Consider the following 21,793-nt stretch of genomic DNA (forward strand, 5'->3'; position numbering starts at 1 on the left):
TCAGCGGGGTACGGGCACATGCCCGTGGCGGTGTCCCCCGACACCGCAGGGAGGACGCACATGAGCACCACCACTCGGGACGAGATCCTCGCCGGCGAGCAGCGGGCGGTGGATCACGCATACGACTGCTACACCACGAAACTGGCCGAACTGAGCGGTACTTCGGCCGCCACCGCCTCGGCGAGCGGCAAGGACGGGATCGCCAACCGGGCCGAGGCGGAGGCCCGCGCGGCGGCGTACGGAGGGCTCGGTGACGAGGCGCTGGTCTTCGCCCGCGTCGACGCGCCGCAGGACCCGGGCGGAGAGGCCCGGCCCTGGTACATCGGACGCCGCAGCGTGCATGACGCGTCGCACGAGCTGGTGGTGCTGCCGTGGACCAGTCCCCTGGCGAAGACCTGGATCGAGGCCCGGCCCGAGGACCCGGGCGAGGTGGTCCTGCGCCGGCAGCTCCGCTGCGTGCGGCAGGTCGTCGAGAGCTACTTCGACGAGATCTCCTCGTCGGCGTCCGTTCCCGCGCCCTTGGTCGTGCCCGAGCCCGAACTCGCCGCCGTACCGGAACCCCGCAAAGCCGCCGACGACAGCGTGGCGGAGGAGACGGAGGCGCCCCAGGGCCCGGAGCGCCCGCCCGCCCCCACCCCCGGTGACGTCGTGCGGCGGCAGCGGCGGAAGGCACTCCAGCCCGACGACTTCCTGCTGCGGGAGCTCCAGCGGTCGCGCGGCGGCCGGATGCGGGACATCGTCGAGACCATCCGCCGTGACCAGATGGAGCTGGTCACCGGTTCCCCCTCAGACATCCTCGTCGTGCAGGGTGGCCCTGGTACCGGTAAGTCGGCGGTCGGTCTGCACCGGGTGACCTGGCTCGTCAACAACGAGCACTTCAAGGCCCAGGACATCCTCGTCATCGGCCCCCACCAGCGGTTCCTCGACTACGTCGGACAGGTCCTGCCCACCCTCGGCACCCGGGACGTCAACGCCGTCCAGCTGGACCGGCTGTGGGAGGGCGAGATCCTCGGCACCGACTCGCCGAAGGCGCGCCTCGTGAAGTCGGACGACCGCATGGCGGCCGTGCTACGGCGTCGCGTCGAGAGCGATTACCGCCCCGAGGCGCTCGACCCCCTCACCGCCGTTCCCTCGTTCAAGGGCGACGAACCCGGGATCGTCGTCAACGCCGGCAGTACGACCCTTCGTGTGCCGAAGTCCGAGGTCCTCGCCCTCCTCGACCAGGCCCACGCCGGCGACGGGCCCTTCCGGGAGCGGCGCGACCGTTTCCGCGGCCTGTTCGTCGACCGGCTCCTGCAGGAGCTCGCCGCCGTCGCGCCGCGCCGCGGGCAGACCGGCACGATCCGCCGTGACCTGGAGCGCAACCGCCGAGTCGAGCGCCTTGTCGAACGCGTCTGGCCGTCTCCCGGCCCCCGGGAGGCCCTGCGCAGCCTCTACGACTCGGCCGACCTCCTGCGGGTCTGCGCCGACGGCATCCTCGACGAGGACGAGCAGGCGGCCCTGCTGCGAGCCCGCGCCGCCAGCGCCGACGCCGATCCGTGGACCCTCGACGACCACGTCTGCCTCGAAGAGCTCCGCGTACTGATCAGCGGCGACACCCCGCCGCGCTACGGCCACATCGTCGTCGACGAGGCCCAGGACCTCACGCCCATGCAGGCCCGCTCCCTGCGGCGGCGCTGCGCCGCGGGCGGCTCCATGACCATCCTGGGCGACCTCGCGCAGGCGACGGGCGCCCATATCCCGACGAGCTGGGACCTGCTCGGCACACTCCTCTCCAACCACGGCGACTGGAGCGTCGCCCAGCTCAGCACCAGCTACCGTGTGCCCGCCGAGATCATGGAGTTCGTCGCCCCGCTCGCCCGGACGATCGCTCCGGACCTGCCCTACCCGCGGGCCGTCCGCGAGGCGGGAGCGGACGCCGTACGGACCGTGGCGACCGAGCCGTGGAAGCTGCTCGACGACACCGTCGCGCACGTGGCCCGGCTCGTCCACACCAGCGACGGCAGCAGCCCCCGGTCCGTGGCCGTCATCGTCCCCGACGACTCGGACTGGCTGGACGCGATCAGCCGCGGGATCGACGAGGGCGACGCCGTCGGCGCGCGGCACCGCGAGGCCGTGTCCGTCCTGGCCGCCGCCCAGGCGAAGGGCATGGAGTACGACCACGTCCTGGTCATCGAGCCCGCCACCATCGCCGACCGCGGCCCCGCGGGACTGGGCCAGTTGTACGTGGCCCTCACCCGCAGCACCCAGAGCCTGGCGGTCCTGCACACCGCCCCGCTGCCGGCGGCGCTCACCGCCGCCGCGGTCGACACCGGACCCGCGGCACCCGACGACCGCCCGGCGGACGCGGCGGAAGGCCTTCCCCGGATCGGCAGCGACGTCCGGGTCGAGGTCCTGGGTCACGTCTCTGGTGGCCGGTACAAGGTCAGGCCGCTGTCTCCGGTGATCGACCGGCCGCTCGTGCTCACCGTCCGCCAGGGCTCGGTTCCCCCGCGCCGGGGTGACGAGCTGGACTGCTGGGTGTTCGCGAACGACACGAGTCAGACGGTGCTCACCGCCGATCAGCGTGGCCGGTCGCCCATCTCGGAGCGGATGGCGGGGCGCTATCTCGCGGCGCTGGCCGTGCTGGGAGAGCTGACCGGCAGCGACGGCGACATTCCCGAGGCCCGCAGCTACCTCTCCGAACTCCAGGGCATGGCCAACCGCATCCTCCGACGTGACCAGGCCGACTGGGTCGACGTACTTCACCTGTTCGGCGATCCGGACAGAGAACGACTCGGGGTTCTTCGAGACCTTGCCGCGACAACCAACCGTGCGCTCAAGGAGGGAACTTTCGACGCAGGTCGGCTCGCGGAGGAACTGGGCGCCTCCGGCTGGGCAGGGCCCCTCGCCGAAGCACGACGAGAGCTTCAGGAGCGCTTCGGCACGGAGACGAAACCGAACTCCGACGGCGCGGTCCCCGTCGCCCCGCCGCAACCCGATCAGAAGGAAGAAGCACAGATGACCACCGCGGACACCACCGCCGCAACACCGGCCGTGACCACGAAGGACGGCTTCCTCCGCGTGCTGGAAGCGGCTGCCGATGCCGACCGTACGTGCAAGAAGCACGAGGCGGTCCGCCACGCGCTGAAGTCGGCACTTCTCTGGGCGGACCTCCAGCCGGCCGATTCCGCGGTCGTCGACGTCAGCTGTGTCACCCCGCACGGTCTCTTCCTCTACGAGGCCCTGGGCGCAGGCCGCTCCACCTACGCGGACCTGCGATCAGGCGCTACCCGCCTGCTCGAGATCAACCACACGCTGCCCGCGCCGGCCGACGGTCTTTACCTCGTTCTCTCCGAACCGCCCGCCGAGGACTGGTCCGTGGACACGATTCGTGACGTCTTCCGCGTCAATGTCATTTGGCGCAGCCCGACCGGTTGGGGCGGCGAGAACGCGGACACCGCCTTTGGCTCCTCCGGGGTAAGTAATCACCAGTAGCCGTCGTTCAGTTCGCTCCTGTGCCTGCTGTAGCAGGTGAAGCAGGCGCAGGTGATACCGCGTGGGTTGGGAGTGAAGTAGAGCAGTCCTGATGCCCCGATTAAGTGCTGGCCCCGGCAACCAGGGGCACAACTTGCAGGCGCTCAACAAAGAGAGATGGGGCCGTCGGGAATCCACCCCTCGATGTATCCGGTGGTCAGCGGGACGATGCCCTCAGGGTGGATCTCCCGCCTCCATCTTCGTAGGTCTTCGACACCCCATCGAGAGTGGGTGGGTGATCTCTGCTCGATTGCCGCCCCCTCGGTGTCGCTGATACGGACGATGAAGACACGTGCCGCCGTCACGCGATCGAACTCCCAGTTGTCGCCAGCGCTCGACTGCCGGAACCCGTAGACGGAGCCGAAGCGCGGATGCGTCAACCCGAACTGCTCGTCAAGGAATCGGGCAGCCGACTCCCTGAACCGGGCTCCGCTTGTCATGCGGACCTGCGGGACGGTCCAGCCGCCGCAGCACCCACCGCACAGCAGGAGTCGGCGCTGGTCGTCCAGTAGGAGGATATAGACGCGGCGGTCGAAGCGGGGCCAGGGCACCCAAGGGGCAGCATGAGGGGTCACATCTCAAGCCTCACGAGCTGCTATTTGAGTAGCAACTTCTGGGCCGTCGGATGGGTGAGCTGGCATATCCATAGGGGTGGATTGAGGTGCTCCAGCCAGCACTCCGAGTGGCGGCCGGTGAACGGTATGAGACCTGGCGCGACCTGCGCGAACCTGGAAACTCGTTCGGAAAAACGCCCTGGCGCGTTCGGCGGTCTTCCAGTGCATTCGTCCTGATCTGCGGTGATCTATTTTCCTGCAGATCCCACGAAGGCGGACGGAGACAGCGTAGCGGACGGGCGTGGGGGTGTGCTGAGGTGATGCGGTGTTGGGGAGGGCCGGCCCGGGATCGGTCCCGGGGCGGCCCTTCTCGTGTGGGCGGACGGTGGGGTCAGCGGGTTACCTCGCGGTTGAAGACCGCGCGGGACCAGAAGTAGCCGAGGGCGGCCAGGGCCGTGCACCAGGCGAGGGCGATCCAGCCGGCGTTGCCGATGTCCGAGCCGAGCAGGAGGCCGCGGAGGGTCTCGTTGATCGGGGTGAAGGGCTGGTACTCGGCGAACCAGCGCAGGGCCGTCGGCATGGACTCCGGGGGGACGACCGCGCTGCCGAGGAAGGGCAGGAAGGTCAGCGGCAGCGGGGCGTTGCTCGCGGACTCGACGGTCTTGGCGCCCATGCCCATCGCGGCGGACAGCCAGGCCATGCCGAAGGCGAGGAAGAGGAGCAGGCCCGCGGCGGCCGCCCACTCGACGACCGAGGCGTCGGGCCTGAAGCCGATCGCCAGGGAGACGCCGGTGACCAGGACCAGGACCGCGGCGACCTGGAGGACGCTGCCCATGACGTGGCCCGTGAGGATGGAGCCGCGGGAGATCGACATCGTGCGGAAGCGGTTGACGATGCCCTCGGTCATGTCGGTGCAGACCGACACGGCGGTCGCCACGGCACCCGAGGTCGCGGCCATCAGGATGATGCCGGGGACCAGGTAGTTGATGTAGTCGCCGCGGTCGCCGCCCGCCCCGATGCCGGCGCCGAGCGCGCCGCCGAAGACGTACACGAAGAGCAGCAGCATCAGGAGCGGCATGACGAGGATCGAGATCGTCATCGACGGGTAGCGCTGCATGTGCTTGATGTTGCGGCGCAGCATCGTCAGGGAGTCGCGCAGGGCGTACGAGCGGGTGGGCTTGGCCGGGGCGAGGGTCGCGGTGCTCATCGGTTCGACTCCTTCTGGGTGGTGGCGGCGGTGGACGGGGCGGGGACGGTGGGGGCGTTCTGCTTGCCCGTGAGGGTGAGGAAGACGTCGTCGAGGTCGGGGGTGTGCACGGTGAGCGACTCCGCCTGGACCCCGCTGCCGTCCAGGGCGTCGAGGACGGCGCGGAGGTTGGCGACCGTGCCGTCGCTGGGGATCTGCAGCGCGAGCGCCTCGTCGTCGCGCGTGGCGATGCCGAAGACCGCGGCCGCCGTGGCCAGGCGGGTCTCGTCCGCGAACCGGACGCGTACGTGGCCGCCGGGGATCAGTCGCTTCAGCTCCTCCGCCGTGCCTTCGGCGACGAGCTTGCCGTGGTCGAGCACCGCGATGCGGTCGGCGAGGTGGTCGGCCTCCTCCAGGTACTGCGTGGTGAGGAAGATCGTCACGCCCTGCTCCGTGACCAGGTCCCTGATCAGCTCCCACATGTCGCGGCGGCTGCGCGGGTCGAGGCCGGTGGTCGGCTCGTCGAGGAAGATGATCCGCGGCCGGCCGACGAGCGTCATCGCCAGGTCCAGCTTGCGGCGCATGCCGCCGGAGAAGGTGGCGACGTTCTTGCGGGCGGCCTCGGTCAGGTCGAACCGCTCCAGGAGTTCGGCGGTGCGACGCCGGCCCTCGCCGCGGCTGAGGTGGTAGAGGTCGGCCATGAGGAGCAGGTTCTCCTCGGCGGTCAGCAGCCCGTCGACCGCGGCGAACTGGCCGGTGACGCCGATCAGGGTGCGTACCGAGTCGGCGTCGGCCTTCACGTCGTGGCCCGCGATCAGGGCCTCGCCCCCGTCGGCCGTGATCAGGGTGGAGAGGATCTCGACGGTCGTCGTCTTGCCGGCGCCGTTGGGGCCGAGCAGGGCGAAGATCGTGCCCTCGGGGATCCGCAGGTCGATGCCGTCGAGCACCACCTTGTCGCCGTACGACTTGCGCAGGCCGGTCGCGGAGATCGCTGTGGAGCGCGTGCCGGGGGCGGCGGTGGCCGCTGCGGCCGCCGCGGTTGCCGTGTGCGTGGGGTGGTTCGTGGTGCTCATGGTCTGCGGGCCTTTCTCTGGGCTGGGGCTGGGGGGTGGGGCCGGGCCGAGCTGGGTGATGGGGCTGAGCTGGGTGTGGGGGCGCGCTGGGGTGGGGCTGCTGGTGTTCCCTGCTGGAGTGGCGTTCGTTTGGCGCCATCCCTGCCGTGCTTGCGCCATCATCGTGGCACAGCCATGGCGCCATGTCGAGTCATCATGGCGCCACTCTTGGGTCTGTCTGTCGCCATGTGGCGCCGCCCTTCTCTGACCTGCGTCTTCGTCGCTCCTGGGCCGCTCAGCGGAAAGGCGCCCCATGGCGCCGGCCTGGGTGGGCCGGTGCCATGGGGCGCCTGATGTGGGGTCACGGGTGGGCGGATGTACGCGGTGCTCAGCCGATCAGGGTGTCCTCCCGCGGCGAGCGTGGCGCCGGCTGCGTTCCGGCGAGCTTCTCGCCCTCCACGTCCACCCGGGGCAGGATTCGGTCCAGCCACGCCGGCAGCCACCAGGCGGACCTGCCCAGCAGGGCGAAGAGCGCCGGCACGATCGCCATCCGGACCACGAAGGCGTCGAAGAGGACCGCGATCGCGAGGGCGAAGCCGATCATCTTCACGAAGTCGTTGTCCTCCACGATGAAGCCGGAGAAGACGCTCATCATGATGACCGCGGCCGCGCCGACCACCCGGCCGCCGTGGCGGAAGCCGTCGACGATCGCCTCGCCCGGGCGGGCACCGTGGACGTACGACTCACGCATGCGGCTGACCAGGAAGACCTCGTAGTCCATCGCGAGGCCGAAGACCACGCCGATCATGAAGATCGGCATCGTGCTCATGATCGGGCCCGGTGCGTCGATGCCGAAGACGTCGGCCAGCCAGCCCCACTGGAAGACCGCCACGACCGCGCCGAGCGCCGCGGCCACCGAGAGCAGGAACCCGAGGGCCGCCTTGAGCGGGACCAGGACGGAGCGGAAGACCACCATCAGGAGGAGGAAGGCGAGACCCACGACCAGGGCCAGATAGGGCAGGAGCGCGTCGTCGAGGGTCTGCGAGAAGTCGATGAACATCGCCGTCTGGCCGGTGACCAGGATCCGCGACGCGGTGTTCCGCTCCAGGTCGTCGGCGGTGTCGCGGAGTGCGTGGACCAGCTCCTCGGTCCTCTTCTCGGTCGGGCCGGTGGTGGGGACGACGGTGAGGATCGCGGTGTCGCCCGCCGGGTTGGCGGTGGCCGGCGAGACCGAGGCCACGCCGGGCGTCCTCGCGAGGGCCTTGCCGATCTCGTTGCCGGCGGCCTTGGCCGACGTGTTCTGCACGGTGACCGTCAACGGGCCGTTGAAGCCGGGCCCGAAGGACTCCGAGAGCAGGTCGTACGCCTTGCGCTGGGTCGTCTGCGTCGACATCTGGCCCTCGCCCGGCAGGCCGAGCTCCAGGCTCGCGGCCGGTACGGCGATGGTGCCGAGGCCGATCACGCCGACGAGCAGTACGACCACGGGGTGGCGCAGGACATGACGGGCCCAGCGGGTGCCCAGGTGGGGCTTCGTCCTCCGGGCGAGCTTCGCCTCGTGCCGGGCGGCCCTGCGTCGCTGACGCTCCGACAGCGGCTTCACGGCGTAACGCAGGCGCCCCTTGCGGGCCATCACCTTGACCGGCGCGAGGCCGAGGAGGGCGGGGACCAGCGTGATCGCGACGAGTACGGCGACGGCGACGGTTCCGGCCGCGGCGAGGCCCATCTCGGTGAGCATCGGGATGTCGACGACGGCGAGCCCGGCGAGGGCGACGATGACGGTGAGACCGGCGAAGACGACGGCCGAGCCGGCGGTGCCGACGGCCCGCCCCGCGGCCTCCTCGGGGGTACGTCCCTCGGCCCGCTCGGCGCGGAAACGGGACACGATGAACAGCGCGTAGTCGATACCGACCGCGAGGCCGATCATCATCGCGAGGGTCGACGTGGTGCCGGAGAGGCCGAAGGTGGAGCCGAGGGCGGTGATGCCCGAGATGCCGATGCCCACCCCGATCAGTGCGGTGATCAGCGGCATTCCGGCCGCGATCATCGAGCCGAAGGTCAGGACGAGGACGAACGCGGAGACCAGGATGCCGATCTGCTCGCCGGTGCCGCCCATGGCCTGCTCGATCTTCACGGCGTCACCGCCGGCCTCGACGGTGAGACCCGCCTCGCGGGCCTGCTCGGTGGCCGCGTCGAGGGCGTCGTGCGCCGTGTCGTCGACCTCCGGCGCGGGGACCTTGTACGTCACCACCAGGTAGGCGGTCGTCCCGTCCTCGCTGATGCCGACGGTGGGGGACCTGTACGGGTCGGCGACGCCCACCACCTGCGGGGACGACGTCCCCAGCTCGCTGACGAGACGCTCGACCTCCGTACGCGTCGAGGGCGTCGTGATCTCCGTTCCCTCGGGGGCGCGGACGACGACCCGGGCGGTGGCGCCGTCGACGCTCGCGTCGGGGAACTTCTCGGTCAGCAGGTCGAAGGCCTCCTGCGACTCGGTGCCCGGCATCGAGAACGTGTCGGCGGGCGGCGTCGGCGCGGACGAGGCGGCGACGCCCATGCCGACGAAGGCCAGCAGCCAGAGCAGCAGCGTCACCCCTTTGCGGCGAAAGGCGAGGCGGCCCAGTTTGGAGAGGAACGTAGCCACGGTGGGGCTCCCGTCGGGTGGTCGGCGGTCGGGCGGGCGGGGGTGTGGGAATGCGGGGATGCGAAGGCCGGTGGGCCGGGCCCGGTGGGCCGGTGGGGCCGGTGGTGCGTGGCCGGTGGGGCGGCGCGGCATGGCGCCATGGCGCCATGGCAGCGCGGGGCGGTGGTACGGGGACGGTGCGCAGGCGGTACGGGCTGGGTGCGCCGTGCGAGAGAGGGGCCGCGGACGCCGCGGGCCACGTGAGCTGCGGGGCGGGCGGTGCGCGTGGGGCGCTTGTGGTGCGGGGCGAGGATCGCCGCCCTGCACGGTCGGGTCAGGACGCGGTGGTGAGCAACTCGCGGCGCGTCGTGAACCGGTGGAGGTCGAGGGTGGTGACCGGTACGGGCTGCTTGCGGGCCGTGGCGAACACGTACAGGCGCAGAGCCAGGAAGCGGCCGATGCCCGCGAGGGCCGAGGCGGAGAGGTACACGGTCTGCTCGACGGCGAGACCGGGCGTGCTCTCGATCGCGTGCAGGACGAGCATCGCGAGGGTGGTCACGGAGAAGGCGGCGGCGGCCGTTCCGGCGGACTGCAGGTGGTGGCGGAGGCCGCAGCGCAGCAGGCCCCGCCGGGCGGCGGGCCGGAGCCCGGACGCGAAGGTGAAGCGGGCGTGCAGCTCGGTCGCGAGGATCGTCGAGACGACGGTGACCAGCGCGTTGGCCAGGGCGAACGGCAGGAGGGCGGTGAGCAGGGCGACGGCCGCGCTGGACGCGAGGCCGACTCCGCCGCCGAATATCACGAAGCGAACGAAGGAGACTAAGGCGCCGGGAGCGCCGGGAGCGCCGGGAGTGCCGGTGGTGCCGGGAGCGCCGGGAGTGCCGGGAGTGCCGGGAGTGCCGGTGGTGCCGGGCTGTGATGTGCGTTCCATCGGGGTTCCGTCCTCCCTCGGTTCGTCGTCTTCTCGGGCGCCTGCGTTTCTCGGGCTTCTGCGTGTCCTGGACTTCTGCGTTGCTCGGGCGGCTACGCGCGGCGGATGACGATGTCGCCGACGCTCGTGCGGCCGCGGACCTCGACCGTCTCCTCGGACTGGCCCGGGCCGTCCACCGCGCCCATCTCGTTGCGTACGCGGCCGGCCGCGGACCGTACGTCGAGCCAGGCCGCGGTCCCCTCGGCGATGCCGATCTCGAGGCCCCCGGCGGCGGATTCGAGCGTGATCCGGCCGCGGACGACCTCGCCGAGGCGGATGGCGCCGCTCGCGGTCTTGGCGGTGACCGAGGACCCCGTACGGCCCACGCCGATGGGTCCGTTGGACGAGTTCACCTGCAGCTCGCCGGTGATCTCGCCGACCGTGGTCTCGCCGTTGAGGTTCCGGATCGTCGCCGATCCGTCGATCCGGCCGATCCGCACCCGGCCCGAGCCGTGGATCTCGGTCTCGCCGGTGGTGCTGTCGACGAGGATGTCGCCGTGCGAGGTCTTCAGCCGTACGGCCGCGGCCTCGTCCAGCTGGATGTCTCCGGCGGCGGTGGTGAGGCGGCAGTTCCCGAACAGGCCCTCGCCGACCAGCTCGCCGAGGCCCGTCCTGCAGGTCAGGTCCGAGCCGGCGGGCAGTTCGACGGTCACGTCGACCGCGCCGATCTTTCCGAAGAGCGAGCGCTTCTTGGGGCCCTTGACCAGCAGCTTTCCACCCGCGCAGGTCACGTTGGTGTCGGCGGCGGCCTGGACGTCGAGCTTGTCGCCGGGGTCGCTCGGCGTCACTTCGACGACGGTGTCGGTGCGCTTGCCCGCGATGATCCGGGCCCGCCCGATCTCGATCTCGATGGTGGCGGAGAGGGGCGCGGGGGTTTCGAACGTAGGCATGGCTGTGCCGTCCTTTGACTGAGGAGAGGTAGGTGCTGGGGTGATGTGCCTCGGTGCGGCAGTGAGGGGCGCGGGCCCGGTGCTGTGGGCCGGCCCGCTTCGGTGAGGCCCCGGTGGTCCCCGGGTGCCCGAGTGCCGGGACGTGCGGGCCGGTGGCTAGCGGACCCAGCCGGTGAAGCCCTGGCCGACGGCGGGGCCCACGCCCGTCGTGCCCTTGCGGGTGGTCCGCCCCGCCGTGCCGCCCGGTTCGAGGGCCGCGGCCACGGCCCGGACGAGCCAGGCGTTGACCGAGAGTCCCTCGCGGCTCGCGGCCTCCTCGACCCGGATCTTGAGCTGGGCCGGCGGACGGAAGTTGATACGGGAGGTGGCGCCGTCCTCGCCCTCCACGGGGGCCGTGACCGGGGGCGGCGGGGCAGGCAGTGCGGCCTCGGCCTCCTCGAAGAGGTCGGCGGCCGGCGGCGCGGTCACCACGAACTCGGGATTCAGTCCGCGCAGCCGCAGATCGACCGAGCCGGGCGCGAGGTCGCGGGTGATCTCGTCCATCGCGTCGGACAGGGCGTTGAGGAGGGTCAGCCGGGCGGCCGACTCGAGCTGTCCGGTGAGTCGGTCCGCCAGGGCGCGGGCTTCGTCGCCGCCCGCCTGGGCGGCCACGCCGAGCTCATGGCGGAGATTGTCCACGTACGGGGTGAGGTCCATGACGTAATAGTGGCACCATCGTGGCGCCATTGCAAGTCATCTGGCGCCATGATGCGCCATGCTGCGCCAGAGTGTTGCCGGGTTGGCGCCATGACGGCAGCTCTCGGCCCTCGCGCCCCCGTCGGGTTGACCCGGTTCGGGGGTGCGCATAGCGTCGCCGCGCTGGGACGACGAGCGGATGCTCAGGGGGTTGTGCGGTGGCGATGCCAGGTGGAGACGAGCGGCTCACTGCGGACGGGGCTCCCTTCGCCGTCGAGGACGGGGTGTACGCCTCCGGGCCCCGCACGCTGCGGGAGTTCGTCGAGGTCGTCTGGGGCTACGACGACCGGGTGTTCCTGGTGTCCGAGGAAGGGCGGACGACCTACCGCGAGTTCTTCGACGCCGCCTGCGGGCTGGCCCGGCGGCTCGTCGGGGAGTACGGGCTGACGCCGGGGGACCGGGCCGTGATCGCCATGCGGAACCACCCCGAGTGGCAGGTCGCCTTCTGGGCCGCCCAGCTCGCCGGGCTCGTCGCCGTACCGCTCAACGCCTGGTGGACCGAGGACGAGTTCACGTACGCCCTCGACGACTGCGCCCCCGCGGTGCTGCTCGTCGACGGGGAGCGGGTCGGGCGGGTACGGGAGTGGGCCGCCCGGAACCACGTGCCCGGCATCGTCTTCCACGGGGAGAGCGGCGAGGACCGGCCGGACCTGGAGGACCTGGAGAACGGGGCGGACCGGGCGGACTCGGAGGGTGACGGTGCCCCCGTAGCGGCAGCCCCCGTACCGACCGGCTTCGTGCCGTACGTCCCCGACGCCGATCCGTACCTCGGGCCGCCCCTCGTGGACGTCCTGCCCGAGCACGACGCCACCATCGTCTACACCTCCGGCACCACCGGGCGCCCCAAGGGTGCCGTCGCCACCCACCTCGCCCAGGCCGGCGCCGCCATGAACCCGCGGTACTTCGCCGCCGCGGCGGCCCTCGCGCGCGGGGACGTGCCCGGGACGGGGCCCGTACCCGTGTCGCTGACCACGTTCCCCTTCTTCCACGTGGCCGCGTTCACCTCCTTCTACGGGGTGATGGCGGCCGGCGGCACCCTCGTCATGATGCGGAGGTGGGACGCCGGCCGGGCCCTCGAACTGATCCGGGAGCACCGCGTCACCCATTACGCGGGCGTCCCCACCACCGCTCTCCAGCTGCTCGACCTCGCGCGCACCACCGGCGATCCGCTCGACAGCCTCACCCTGCTCAGCACCGGCGGCGCCGCCGCCCCGCCCGGCATCGTCGACGGCATCACCGCCGGGTACGGGGAGCGGCTCGAGCCCCGCAACGGCTACGGGCTCACCGAGACCAGCGGCGGGGTCCTGTCCAACGTCGGCGCCGAGTACCGCGCCCACCCCGGCAGCGTCGGCCGGCCCACGCCCGTCACCGAGGTCCGGATCGACCGGCCCGACGCCGACGGTGTCGGCGAGCTGTGGCTGCGCGGGCAGTCCCTCGTCCGCGGCTACTGGGGCGACGACGAGGCGACCCGCGCGGCGTTCTCCGAGGACGGCTGGTTCCGGACCGGGGACCTCGCGCGCATGGACGCGGACGGGCGGGTCACCATCGTCGACCGGCTCACCGACATGGTCGTCAGGGGCGGCGAGAACGTGTACTGCGTCGAGGTCGAGGACGTGCTGCAGCAGCACCCGGACGTCGTCGACGCCGCCGTCCTCGGCGTGCCGCACCCGCTCCTGGGCGAGGAGGTCGCGGCCGTCGTCCGGCTGCGGCCCGGCGCCGCCGTCGAGGCCGACGAGCTGCGCACGCACGTGGGTGCGCGCCTCGCCGCCTTCAAGGTGCCCGTCCACGTCCTCGTGCGCGAGGAGGAACTGCCCCGGAACCCGACCGGGAAGCTCCTCAAGCGGGAGTTGCGGGGCGAACTGCTCAGTCGCGGCTGATCCGTACCCGGTACGTACCGCTCGTGTCCTCGTCCAGCACGCTGATCCGTATGCCGTTGGCCCGGTCCGTGAACGTCTCTCCGGGGCGGTACGGCGCGTCCGACAGTTCCGCGTGGACGTTGGCGCGTCGGGTGCAGCCGCCGCTCGCGTGCTCGCTGTCGGAGACGGTCACCGGGCCGTGGCCGGTGTCCACGTCGGACTCCACGCGGTAGACGAGGACCCCGTGCTCGCAGACCGCCTCGTCGTTGCCGTCCTTGCTGCGGACCTCGACCGCGTACCCCGACGTCTCGGAGAGCGGGACGAACGCGAGCTTGGGGCCGCCGGCGACGGCCAGCGGGGTGAGCGTGTAGTCGGCGGTGCCGGGGCTCGACGCGCAGCCGATCTGGTCGTTGTCGAGCCAGCCCAGCTTCCACTTGTGCCAGCCGAGCAGGTCGTTGTTGGCACCCCAGTCCTCGGACATGATGTCCCAGTGCCCGACGGTCCCCCCGCCGTCCGACGTGTACAGGTCGGGCAGCCCGAAGACATGCCCGTTCTCGTGCGGCAGCACGCGGTAGCCGGTCTCCCCGAAGCTGCCGGAGCCGTCGTCCTGACGGCTGTAGACGAAGGACGTGTTGGCCAGGGGCACGCCGTCCGCATAGGGGGCGTCGTCGTTTCCGGAGAAGGTCACGGACAGGACGGTGTCGAGGGCGGAGGGCCCGGCGTTCGGCGTGACCAGGACGTTGACCAGGTCGTACGCGCTGAAGTCCACCTTCGGGTCGGCCGCCTTGATGATGTCCTCGACGAGGGAGCGGTAGCCCGGTTCGTACGGTGAGCCGCGCTCGATCCCGTACTCCGAGAAGGCCTTCGGCATGCGCAGCCAGTCGGGTATCGGGACCTCGGCCTGGTAGTGCAGCCGCCCGTACGAGCTGACGCGGAACCACTCGGCGGTCTGCGGGAAGAACTCGCGGAAGCGGCCCATGGCGGTGCCGTCCCCGAGGGCGTCGGGGAAGTCGATCATCAGGTTCAGGGCCCTGACCCGGCCCGTGGAGCGCACGTACCCGGGGGCCGTGGGGAGCCCCTCCGACATCTGCACGCCCATCGTGGTGGCGATGCGGCAAGGTCCCAGCTGGGCGCCGTCGGGCGCGGCGGCCACGGGGCCGGCCGAGGCCGGGGCGGGCCCGGGGAGGGTGGTGCTCGCGGAGGCGAGCAGCGTGAGGGAGAGCGCCGTGGTCGCGGCCATGGCGACGGGTCTGCGTATCCGTCGTCGGGGGTGCTGCATACGGGCGCCTCTCCGGTGGGGGCAGGTCGGCGGCGCGGACCCTTCCGGTACTCGCGGGGTCGCGCTGTGCGATCACTCTGTGACGAGTGCTTCCGGCGCGCGCGCCGGGTGGCCCGATCGGTGGACCGGCCGCGGGGCTGGTCCAGGGAACGGGTCGGCGGGCGGGCCGGGGGGCGGGCGGAGGTCGGCCGGGGGGTCGGTCCCGGCCGGATCGCGGAGATTCGGGGGGAGTCCGGGCGGGGCCGATGGTGTGACTCAGGTCACATGCCGGCGGGGAAATAACCGGGGACTCGGTCCCCGTTTATGACTGTGTTCAGCGAAGTGGGGAGTGCTTCCCCGGATGTGCCGGGTGACTCCCCGGATGGGCCGGGGGCGAGTCCCCGGATGTCCCCGAATGACCCTCAGAGGAGGTCGTGGCGTGACCAGCACCGTCGCCGATTCCGCGCCCGCCCGGCGCGTACCCCGCCCCCGCGCGGACGCCCTGCGCAACCGCGAGCGGATCGTGACGGCGGCCCGTGAGATGTTCGTCGAGTTCGGCTCCCAGGTGCCCTACGACGAGATCGCACGCCGAGCCGGCGTCGGGAACGCCACGCTCTACCGGAACTTCCCCGAGCGCGCCGACCTCGTCCACGAGGTCGTCCTCTCGCTCATGGCCCGCGTCACGGAGGTCGCCGAACGGGCCGCCGAGGAGGAGGGCGACACGTTCGCCGCCCTCCGCCGGTTCACCCTCGGCGCCGCCGACGAGCGCGTCGGCGCCCTGTGCCCGATGCTCGACGGCGCCTTCGACAAGGACCACCCCGACCTGATCGCCGAACGCGACCGCCTGGAGGAGGCCGTCCAAGGGCTCGTGGAGCGGGCGCAGCAGGCCGGCCGGCTGCGAACCGACGTGGGCGTCGGGGACCTGATGGTGGCGCTCTCCCAGCTGACCCGACCGCTGCCCGGATCGGGCTGTGCGTCCTTCGACCAGTTCGTCCGCCGTCATCTGCTGCTGTTCCTCGACGGCCTGGAGGCGCCCGCGCGCTCCGAGCTGCCCGGGAAGGCCGCGACCCTGGAGGACCTGAGACGCGACTCCTGCTCATCGTGAGCGCCCTCGTCGCGCGCGTCGCGAGCGTCCGCGAGAGCGCCCTCGTCCTGAGCGCCGTTGCCGTGGGCGCACTCGCCGCGAACTCACTCCCCGTGAGTGCACCCGCCGGGAGCGTCCGACCTCGGAGGCCCCGACCCACGTAACCCGCGCTCCACCCGTTCGACTTGCCTTTACGTCCTTTTCTCACCAGTACGCGCCAAGAGGTGGCTACCCCCATGCCGAAAGTCTCCGAGAACACCGTGACCCACCCCGACCCGGGCCGCTGGAAAGCCCTCGTCTTCATCGCGCTCGCCCAGCTGATGGTCGTGCTCGACGCGACCATCGTGAACATCGCGCTGCCCTCCGCCCAGCAGGACCTGGGGATCTCGGACGGCAACCGGCAGTGGGTCATCACCGCCTATGCCCTCGCCTTCGGCGGTCTGCTCCTCTTCGGCGGCCGCATCGCCGACCTGTGGGGCCGTAAGCGCACGTTCGTCGTCGGCCTGATCGGCTTCGCCCTCGCGTCCGCCCTCGGCGGCGCCGCGACCGGCGAGGCCATGATGCTCGGTGCCCGCGCGCTCCAGGGCGCCTTCGGTGCGCTCCTCGCGCCCGCCGCGCTCTCGCTGCTCGCCGTGACCTTCACCGACGCCAAGGAGCGCGCGAAGGCCTTCGGCATCTACGGCGCGATCGCCGGTGGCGGCGGCGCCGTGGGCCTGATCCTCGGCGGTTTCCTCACCGAGTACCTGAACTGGCGCTGGACCTTCTTCGTCAACATCCCGTTCGCGATCGTCGCCGCCGTCGGCGCGTACCTCGTCATCCGTGAGCCCGCGGGCAGCCGCAACCGCTCCACGCTCGACATCCCCGGCGTCATCCTGTCCACCCTGGGTCTGGTCGCGCTCGTCTACGGCTTCACCCGCGCCGAGTCCGAGGGCTGGAGCGACGCCGGCACGATCGGCATGTTCGTCGGCTCCGCCGTGCTGCTCGCCGCGTTCGTGCTCACCGAGGCGAAGGTGAAGTCCCCGCTGCTGCCGCTGCGGGTCCTGACCGACCGCAACCGCGGTGGTGTCTACCTGTCGCTGGGTCTCGCCGTCATCGCGATGTTCGGTCTGTTCCTCTTCCTGACCTACTACCTGCAGGTCGTGAAGGGCTACTCCCCGGTCATGACGGGCTTCGCGTTCCTCCCGATGATCGCGGGCATGATCATCGGCTCGACGCAGATCGGTACGCGGCTGATGACCCGCGTCCCGCCGCGGCTGCTCATGGCCCCGGGCTTCCTGACCGCCGGTCTCGGCATGCTGCTGCTCACCCAGCTGGAGATCGGCACCTCGTACGCCGGTCTGATCCTGCCCGCGCAGCTGCTGCTCGGCCTGGGCATGGGTACGGCGTTCATGCCGGCCATGTCGCTCGCCACGCACGGCGTGGACCCGCGGGACGCCGGTGTGGCCTCCGCGATGGTCAACACCTCGCAGCAGGTCGGCGGCGCCATCGGTACGGCCCTGCTGAACACGATCGCCGCCTCGGCGACCACCGCGTACCTCACGGACAACGCGGCGGGCGCGACCACTCCGGCCGCGCAGAAGCTGCTCCAGCTCCAGGGCATGGTCGAGGGCTACACCGCGGCCATCTGGTGGGCCGTCGGCATCCTGGTGGTCTCGGCCGCGATCGCCTTCACCCTGATCAACACCGGGAAGCCGGACATGGGAGTCGTCGCCGGTTCCGGCGAGGGCGCGGAGGACGAGCTGAAGGTGCCGGTCATCGCGCACTGACACCCCGGAGGTTGGTCCCGGACCCCCGGTCGCACGGAGGCCGGTCCCGGACCCCCGGTCGTACGGAGGCCGGTCCCGGAGGCCCGGCCCCGTACGCCGCCCGATTCCTGCCCCCTGATTCCTGCCCTGGTTCCGCTGCTCGTCAGCGGAGCCAGGGCAGGTCCGCGTCCGTGTCCGAGGGTTCGAGACCCTCGGCCATGACGCGCATGATCGCCCCGAGCTGCGTCACCTGATCGGGGGAGAGACGATCGAAGAGGGCCTGGCGGACCGCCGTCACATGGCCGGGGGCGTTCTGCCGGAGGACCTCCATGCCCTCGTCCGTGAGCCGGGCGAACTGGCCCCGCTTGTCGGAGGGGCAGTTCTCGCGTCGTACCCAGCCGTTCTTCTCCAGGCGGGCGATGGCGTGGGAGAGGCGGGAGCGGGTGATCTTGGCGCTCTTGGCCAGCTCGGTCATCCGCAGCCGGCGCCGCGGGGCCTGGGAGAGCTGGACGAGGAGCCCGTAGTAGATGTGCGGCATCCCGGCGTCGCGCTGCAGCTGGCGGTCGAGGTGGTCCTCGAGGAGCGTGGTGGCGTGCAGGTACGCGCGCCAGACGTGCTGCTCCTCGTCGGTGAGCCAGCGGGGTTCGGTCATGTCTCCCATGGTGCCCAATCGTACGACTCGTTCTTGAAAGTTGAACTACATAGGTCTACGGTGCATGCAGAACGCTTGAAGTTTCAAGGACCTGCTGCGATCGAGAAACCGGAGGTGGTCGCCATGGACGCCACGCTGGAAACAGAGGCCACGCCCGCGCGGATGCCCGCCCTCTACCTGTCCCACGGCGCCCCGCCACTCGCCGACGACCCCGTCTGGCCCGGAGAACTCGCCGCCTGGTCCGCGGACCTTCCGCGCCCCAGGGCCATCCTCATGGTCTCCGCCCACTGGGAGGAGGCCCCGCTGGCCCTCGGCGCCACCGAGACCGTCCCGCTCGTCTACGACTTCTGGGGCTTCCCCGAGCATTACTACCGCGTCCAGTACGCGGCCCCCGGCGCACCCCGGCTCGCCGAGGCCGTCCGCAAGCTGCTCCGCGCGCCCGGCCATCCCGTGCAGGACATCCCCGACCGGGGCCTCGACCACGGCGCGTACGTGCCGCTCGTCGAGATGTTCCCGGGCGCCGACGTCCCCGTGCTCCAGATCTCCATGCCGACCCTCGACCCGCGTCGCCTCATGGACATCGGGCGCAGGCTCGCCCCGCTCCGCGACGAGGGCGTCCTGATCGTGGGCAGCGGCTTCTTCACCCACAACCTGGCCGCCCTCCGCCACACCGGCGGTGGGGTGCCGGGCTGGTCGGCCGAGTTCGACGCCTGGGGGCACGAGGCGCTCGACGCGCAGGACGTCGACGCGCTCCTCGACTTCGAGCACAAGTCGCCGGCCGGGCGCCTCGCCCACCCGCGTACGGAGCACTTCGCCCCCCTCTTCGTCACGATGGGCGCGGCGGACGCGGCCGGCGACCTCGACGCGGAGCGGTCGGTCATCGACGGCTTCTGGATGGGGCTCGCCAAGCGGTCGGTGCAGTTCGGGTAGCCGACGGGCCGACCCCCGTCCGACCCCCGTCGCACCTCCGCCGGACCTCCGTCGGACCTCGCCTGAGCCGCCTCCGAGCCGGCTCAGGACGGCCTCGGAACCGCTTCGGAACCGCCTCGGAACCACGTCAGAACAGCGGCGGGTTCAGTTCGATCGAGCGGGTCGCGGCGGTCAGGGCGAGCGGGTCGCCGACGTCCAGCGCCGTGTCGGTGAACTTGATCGTGTGGTCGTCGCCGTGCGTCGCCGCCCGCTCGAAGATCTCCTCGGCGGTGAGGAGCGTGGGCGTGTACGCGACGGGCTCCGGCGGTGTGTACGCGGCGGTCACCGCGGCCGCCGCCGCCCATGCCGCCGCCAGACTCGGAGCCCACAGTTCGCGGGGGAGCGCGGGCAGGGCGCGCAGGACCGCGTTGGGCGCGGTCGCCGCGTGGACCAGCATGACCGGCTCGCCGTGGCCGTGCGTCGCGTACCGGTGCGTGGCCGCCGTGACCAGCTCGGTGAGCAGGACCTTCGCGGTGTCGGGATCCGGGGCCGCGCCCCAGACCGGGAACGCCGTCAGCTGCCGGAGCCGGTCGCGGATCCCGCCCTCCTGCACCGGAACCGGCGGTACGGCGTCGAGCGCGGCGGCCGCCGTCGGCGCCGCGGGCAGCGCGGCGAGCGGCGGCAGCGGCTGGTTGCGGGCCGCCCAGTAGCCGAGGGCGTGCGCGAGCTCGGCGAGGCGGGGTGCGGTCGTCGCCCCGGCCCCCGACGCCCCCTCGGACGCCAGGAGGGTCCGTACGGCGTGACCGGTGCGGATCACGGGATGCGTCGCCGAGGCCGAGATCCCCGGCAACAGCCGGGGCCACCACTCGGCGAGGACCTCCCGCCAGGGGCGCCCGTCGAGCTCGCGGCCGAAGAAGCGGGTCCAGTCGGTGATCCGGACCGGGTCGCCGAGCGCCTCGCGCCAGCCGTCGGCCGTCACCGGCCGGGAGGGGGGCGGCAGCTCCTCCAGCTTGTGCGCGTAGTGGTCCAGCCAGCGGTGCACGGTCGGGGCCTGGCCGTTGCGGACCAGGGCCTCGACGGCCATAGGGGCGTGGTTGGTGAGCCAGCCGTTGCGCTCGGGGCCCGTGGTGTGGAGGCGTTCCAGGGCTTCGTCGAGGGTGCCGGACGTGTCTGCGTGGACGGCGTCGGCGCGGTCTGTATCGGTTCCGGATGCGTCGCTCATGGGGCGACGCTAGGGCGGGGGAGGGGTGGGCCGTAACGGGCTCGGGACCTAGTCCGGGAGGCGGCCCGGGACCTGGTCCGGGAGACCGAGAGTGCTCCGCCCGTCCACGCGCAACCCGATGGCCCGGCCACGCGTCTTGAGGGATGACGCCGCATGTGATCGCGGTCTCACCGACGGTGTGGTCGGGGAATCCGTGAGCGGCGTCGGATCACCCCCCGTGCCGGGTCTGACCTGCACTTCCATGGGTGCGGGAGGCATGTCCGCAGGGGCGGCGGCCGCGCAGGATACTGCATGATCGCGAAAATCCATGTGCCGGGTGGGAATTCTGTCCTGATTCCAGTCGTTGTTTCCGTCGGATGCAGGGCACCCGAAAAGGTGTCGCGACCTACTCAGCAAGGGAGCACGCATGGCAACCCGTGCCGTCGCCCGTCGTCAGACCTCCGCCAAGAGCGGGGCCGCACGGGCAAGCAGCGTTCGCGCCGTGGGCGGGGAGATCGCCGACCGCGACCTGGTCGGCATGTACCTCGACGAGATCGCGCGTACGCCCCTGCTCGACGCCGCCAAGGAGGTCGAGCTCTCCCAGACGATCGAAGCGGGCGTCTACGCCCGGCAGATACTCGACGGAGAGGTGGAGACCGAGGCCGGCGGCGCGTCCCGCGAAGAGCTCGAAGCGCTCTACGAGGCGGGCGAGCGTGCCAAGGACCTCTTCATCAAGTCCAACCTGCGGCTCGTGGTGGCCGTGGCCCGGCGCTACCCGCGCAGCGGGCTGCCGCTGCTCGACCTGATCCAGGAAGGGAACGCGGGCCTGGTGCGCGCGGTCGAGAAGTTCGACTACGCGAAGGGCTTCAAGTTCTCCACGTACGCCACGTGGTGGATCCGTCAGGCCATCACCCGGTCCATCGCCGACCAGTCCCGCACGATCCGGCTCCCCGTCCACCTGGTGGAGGAGCTCGGCCGGATCCGCCGGGTGCAGCGCGAGTTCAACCGGGAGCACGGCCGCGAACCGGAGCCGACGGAGATCGCGGCCGAGCTGGACACGAAGCCCGAGCGGGTCGTCGACGTCCTCGACTGGGCGCGTGACCCGGTCTCGCTGAACATGTCGGTGGACGACCAGGGCGAGACGCAGTTCGGCGACCTCCTGGAGGACACGTCGGCGATCTCGCCGGAGCAGTCGGTGCTCACGCTGCTGCGCAGCGAGGAGCTCGACGACCTCATCGACAAGCTCGACCACCGGACGGCCTCGATCATCCGCATGCGGTACGGGATCGAGGACGGGCGCGAGCGGACGCTGACGGAGGTCGGGAAGCAGCACGGCCTGACCCGTGAGCGGATCCGGCAGATCGAGAAGCACGCGCTGCTGGAACTGAAGAAGATGGCGCACGACACGGGCTTCGACGCGGTGGCCTAGGGCGGCCGACTGCCAGGGCCCGGGGGGGGGGGGGGGGGGGGCGGGGGGGGCCCCCCCCCGGGTGCCAAGGGGGGGGGGGGGGGGGCGGGGCGGGCGCCCAGTCTTCTTTGTTCTCCAGAGTTTTTCCCCCCCCCAAGGC

General features: G+C 71.7%; 16 protein-coding genes. 6 read left to right on the forward strand and 10 right to left on the reverse strand.

Annotated elements, in window-relative coordinates:
- The first annotated feature begins 60 nt into the window (after window positions 1–60).
- Window positions 61–3,477 (forward strand): HelD family protein, encoded by a 3,417-nt coding sequence (locus tag ACZ4XX_RS26335; protein ID WP_468510337.1) that lies wholly within the window; start codon window positions 61–63, stop codon window positions 3,475–3,477.
- Window positions 3,478–3,620: 143 nt separating this feature from the next.
- Here the strand turns inward: ACZ4XX_RS26335 and ACZ4XX_RS26340 are convergent, their stop codons facing one another.
- The 7 genes from ACZ4XX_RS26340 to ACZ4XX_RS26370 form a co-directional block, all read right to left on the reverse strand.
- Window positions 3,621–4,067 carry a hypothetical protein gene (locus ACZ4XX_RS26340; RefSeq protein WP_468510338.1) on the reverse strand — a complete coding sequence of 149 codons (447 nt, stop codon included), beginning with the start codon at window positions 4,065–4,067 and terminating at the stop codon, window positions 3,621–3,623.
- A 394-nt stretch (window positions 4,068–4,461) separates the two neighbouring features.
- Window positions 4,462–5,277: an ABC transporter permease gene (locus ACZ4XX_RS26345; RefSeq protein WP_468510339.1), complete on the reverse strand. Its 816-nt coding sequence runs from the start codon at window positions 5,275–5,277 to the stop codon at window positions 4,462–4,464.
- A complete protein-coding gene (locus ACZ4XX_RS26350; protein ID WP_468510340.1) occupies window positions 5,274–6,329 on the reverse strand; it encodes an ATP-binding cassette domain-containing protein in 1,056 nt (351 codons plus the stop codon). The genes ACZ4XX_RS26345 and ACZ4XX_RS26350 overlap by 4 nt, the downstream gene beginning before the upstream one ends.
- A gap of 367 nt (window positions 6,330–6,696) precedes the next feature.
- Entirely contained in the window at window positions 6,697–8,949 is a 2,253-nt protein-coding gene (locus tag ACZ4XX_RS26355; RefSeq protein ID WP_468510341.1) for an MMPL family transporter, read from the reverse strand.
- Between the two features lie 313 nt (window positions 8,950–9,262).
- Window positions 9,263–9,856, reverse strand: a complete 594-nt coding sequence (locus ACZ4XX_RS26360; RefSeq protein ID WP_468510342.1) for a GtrA domain-containing protein — start codon at window positions 9,854–9,856, stop codon at window positions 9,263–9,265.
- 92 nt (window positions 9,857–9,948) lie between these two features.
- Complete coding sequence (locus ACZ4XX_RS26365; RefSeq protein ID WP_468510343.1) at window positions 9,949–10,785, reverse strand: DUF4097 family beta strand repeat-containing protein; 837 nt, start codon at window positions 10,783–10,785, stop codon at window positions 9,949–9,951.
- A gap of 156 nt (window positions 10,786–10,941) precedes the next feature.
- Window positions 10,942–11,481, reverse strand: a complete 540-nt coding sequence (locus ACZ4XX_RS26370) for a hypothetical protein (protein WP_468510344.1) — start codon at window positions 11,479–11,481, stop codon at window positions 10,942–10,944.
- Between the two features lie 203 nt (window positions 11,482–11,684).
- Here ACZ4XX_RS26370 and ACZ4XX_RS26375 point away from each other — a divergent pair, with 203 nt between their 5' ends.
- Complete coding sequence (locus ACZ4XX_RS26375) at window positions 11,685–13,397, forward strand: class I adenylate-forming enzyme family protein (RefSeq protein ID WP_468510345.1); 1,713 nt, start codon at window positions 11,685–11,687, stop codon at window positions 13,395–13,397.
- On the opposite strand, the gene ACZ4XX_RS26380 is transcribed toward ACZ4XX_RS26375, so the two are convergent.
- Window positions 13,384–14,655, reverse strand: coding sequence for a M6 family metalloprotease domain-containing protein (locus ACZ4XX_RS26380; RefSeq protein ID WP_468510346.1), 1,272 nt, complete (start codon window positions 14,653–14,655; stop codon window positions 13,384–13,386). The two genes, ACZ4XX_RS26375 and ACZ4XX_RS26380, sit on opposite strands and share 14 nt — an antisense overlap.
- A 418-nt stretch (window positions 14,656–15,073) precedes the next feature.
- Here ACZ4XX_RS26380 and ACZ4XX_RS26385 point away from each other — a divergent pair, with 418 nt between their 5' ends.
- Window positions 15,074–15,739, forward strand: a complete 666-nt coding sequence (locus tag ACZ4XX_RS26385) for a TetR/AcrR family transcriptional regulator (protein WP_468510347.1) — start codon at window positions 15,074–15,076, stop codon at window positions 15,737–15,739.
- A gap of 215 nt (window positions 15,740–15,954) precedes the next feature.
- Window positions 15,955–17,484 (forward strand): MFS transporter, encoded by a 1,530-nt coding sequence (locus ACZ4XX_RS26390; protein WP_468510348.1) that lies wholly within the window; start codon window positions 15,955–15,957, stop codon window positions 17,482–17,484.
- A gap of 142 nt (window positions 17,485–17,626) precedes the next feature.
- On the opposite strand, the gene ACZ4XX_RS26395 is transcribed toward ACZ4XX_RS26390, so the two are convergent.
- Window positions 17,627–18,115, reverse strand: a complete 489-nt coding sequence (locus ACZ4XX_RS26395; protein ID WP_468510349.1) for a MarR family winged helix-turn-helix transcriptional regulator — start codon at window positions 18,113–18,115, stop codon at window positions 17,627–17,629.
- 123 nt (window positions 18,116–18,238) lie between these two features.
- On the opposite strand from ACZ4XX_RS26395, the gene ACZ4XX_RS26400 reads away from it, so the two are divergent.
- Entirely contained in the window at window positions 18,239–19,045 is an 807-nt protein-coding gene (locus tag ACZ4XX_RS26400; RefSeq protein ID WP_468510350.1) for a dioxygenase family protein, read from the forward strand.
- 127 nt (window positions 19,046–19,172) lie between these two features.
- Here the strand turns inward: ACZ4XX_RS26400 and ACZ4XX_RS26405 are convergent, their stop codons facing one another.
- Window positions 19,173–20,246 carry a questin oxidase family protein gene (locus tag ACZ4XX_RS26405; protein WP_468510351.1) on the reverse strand — a complete coding sequence of 358 codons (1,074 nt, stop codon included), beginning with the start codon at window positions 20,244–20,246 and terminating at the stop codon, window positions 19,173–19,175.
- A 406-nt stretch (window positions 20,247–20,652) separates the two neighbouring features.
- On the opposite strand from ACZ4XX_RS26405, the gene ACZ4XX_RS26410 reads away from it, so the two are divergent.
- On the forward strand, window positions 20,653–21,654 hold the full coding sequence (locus ACZ4XX_RS26410; RefSeq protein WP_468510352.1) for a sigma-70 family RNA polymerase sigma factor: 1,002 nt from the start codon (window positions 20,653–20,655) through the stop codon (window positions 21,652–21,654).
- Window positions 21,655–21,793: the final 139 nt, after the last annotated feature.

This window comes from Streptomyces sp. NPDC029956, assembly GCF_055574655.1.

Excerpts from the sequence above, each read along its gene's own strand:
- ACZ4XX_RS26360 (WP_468510342.1), bottom strand. The coding sequence starts at position 9,856 with ATGGAACGCACATCACAGCCCGGCACCACCGGCACTCCCGGCACTCCC.
- ACZ4XX_RS26370 (WP_468510344.1), bottom strand. The coding sequence starts at position 11,481 with ATGGACCTCACCCCGTACGTGGACAATCTCCGCCATGAGCTCGGCGTG.
- ACZ4XX_RS26400 (WP_468510350.1), top strand. The coding sequence starts at position 18,239 with ATGGACGCCACGCTGGAAACAGAGGCCACGCCCGCGCGGATGCCCGCC.
- ACZ4XX_RS26380 (WP_468510346.1), bottom strand. The coding sequence starts at position 14,655 with ATGCAGCACCCCCGACGACGGATACGCAGACCCGTCGCCATGGCCGCG.
- ACZ4XX_RS26390 (WP_468510348.1), top strand. The coding sequence starts at position 15,955 with ATGCCGAAAGTCTCCGAGAACACCGTGACCCACCCCGACCCGGGCCGC.
- ACZ4XX_RS26395 (WP_468510349.1), bottom strand. The coding sequence starts at position 18,115 with ATGACCGAACCCCGCTGGCTCACCGACGAGGAGCAGCACGTCTGGCGC.
- ACZ4XX_RS26365 (WP_468510343.1), bottom strand. The coding sequence starts at position 10,785 with ATGCCTACGTTCGAAACCCCCGCGCCCCTCTCCGCCACCATCGAGATC.
- ACZ4XX_RS26375 (WP_468510345.1), top strand. The coding sequence starts at position 11,685 with ATGCCAGGTGGAGACGAGCGGCTCACTGCGGACGGGGCTCCCTTCGCC.
- ACZ4XX_RS26335 (WP_468510337.1), top strand. The coding sequence starts at position 61 with ATGAGCACCACCACTCGGGACGAGATCCTCGCCGGCGAGCAGCGGGCG.
- ACZ4XX_RS26410 (WP_468510352.1), top strand. The coding sequence starts at position 20,653 with ATGGCAACCCGTGCCGTCGCCCGTCGTCAGACCTCCGCCAAGAGCGGG.
- ACZ4XX_RS26350 (WP_468510340.1), bottom strand. The coding sequence starts at position 6,329 with ATGAGCACCACGAACCACCCCACGCACACGGCAACCGCGGCGGCCGCA.
- ACZ4XX_RS26405 (WP_468510351.1), bottom strand. The coding sequence starts at position 20,246 with ATGAGCGACGCATCCGGAACCGATACAGACCGCGCCGACGCCGTCCAC.
- ACZ4XX_RS26345 (WP_468510339.1), bottom strand. The coding sequence starts at position 5,277 with ATGAGCACCGCGACCCTCGCCCCGGCCAAGCCCACCCGCTCGTACGCC.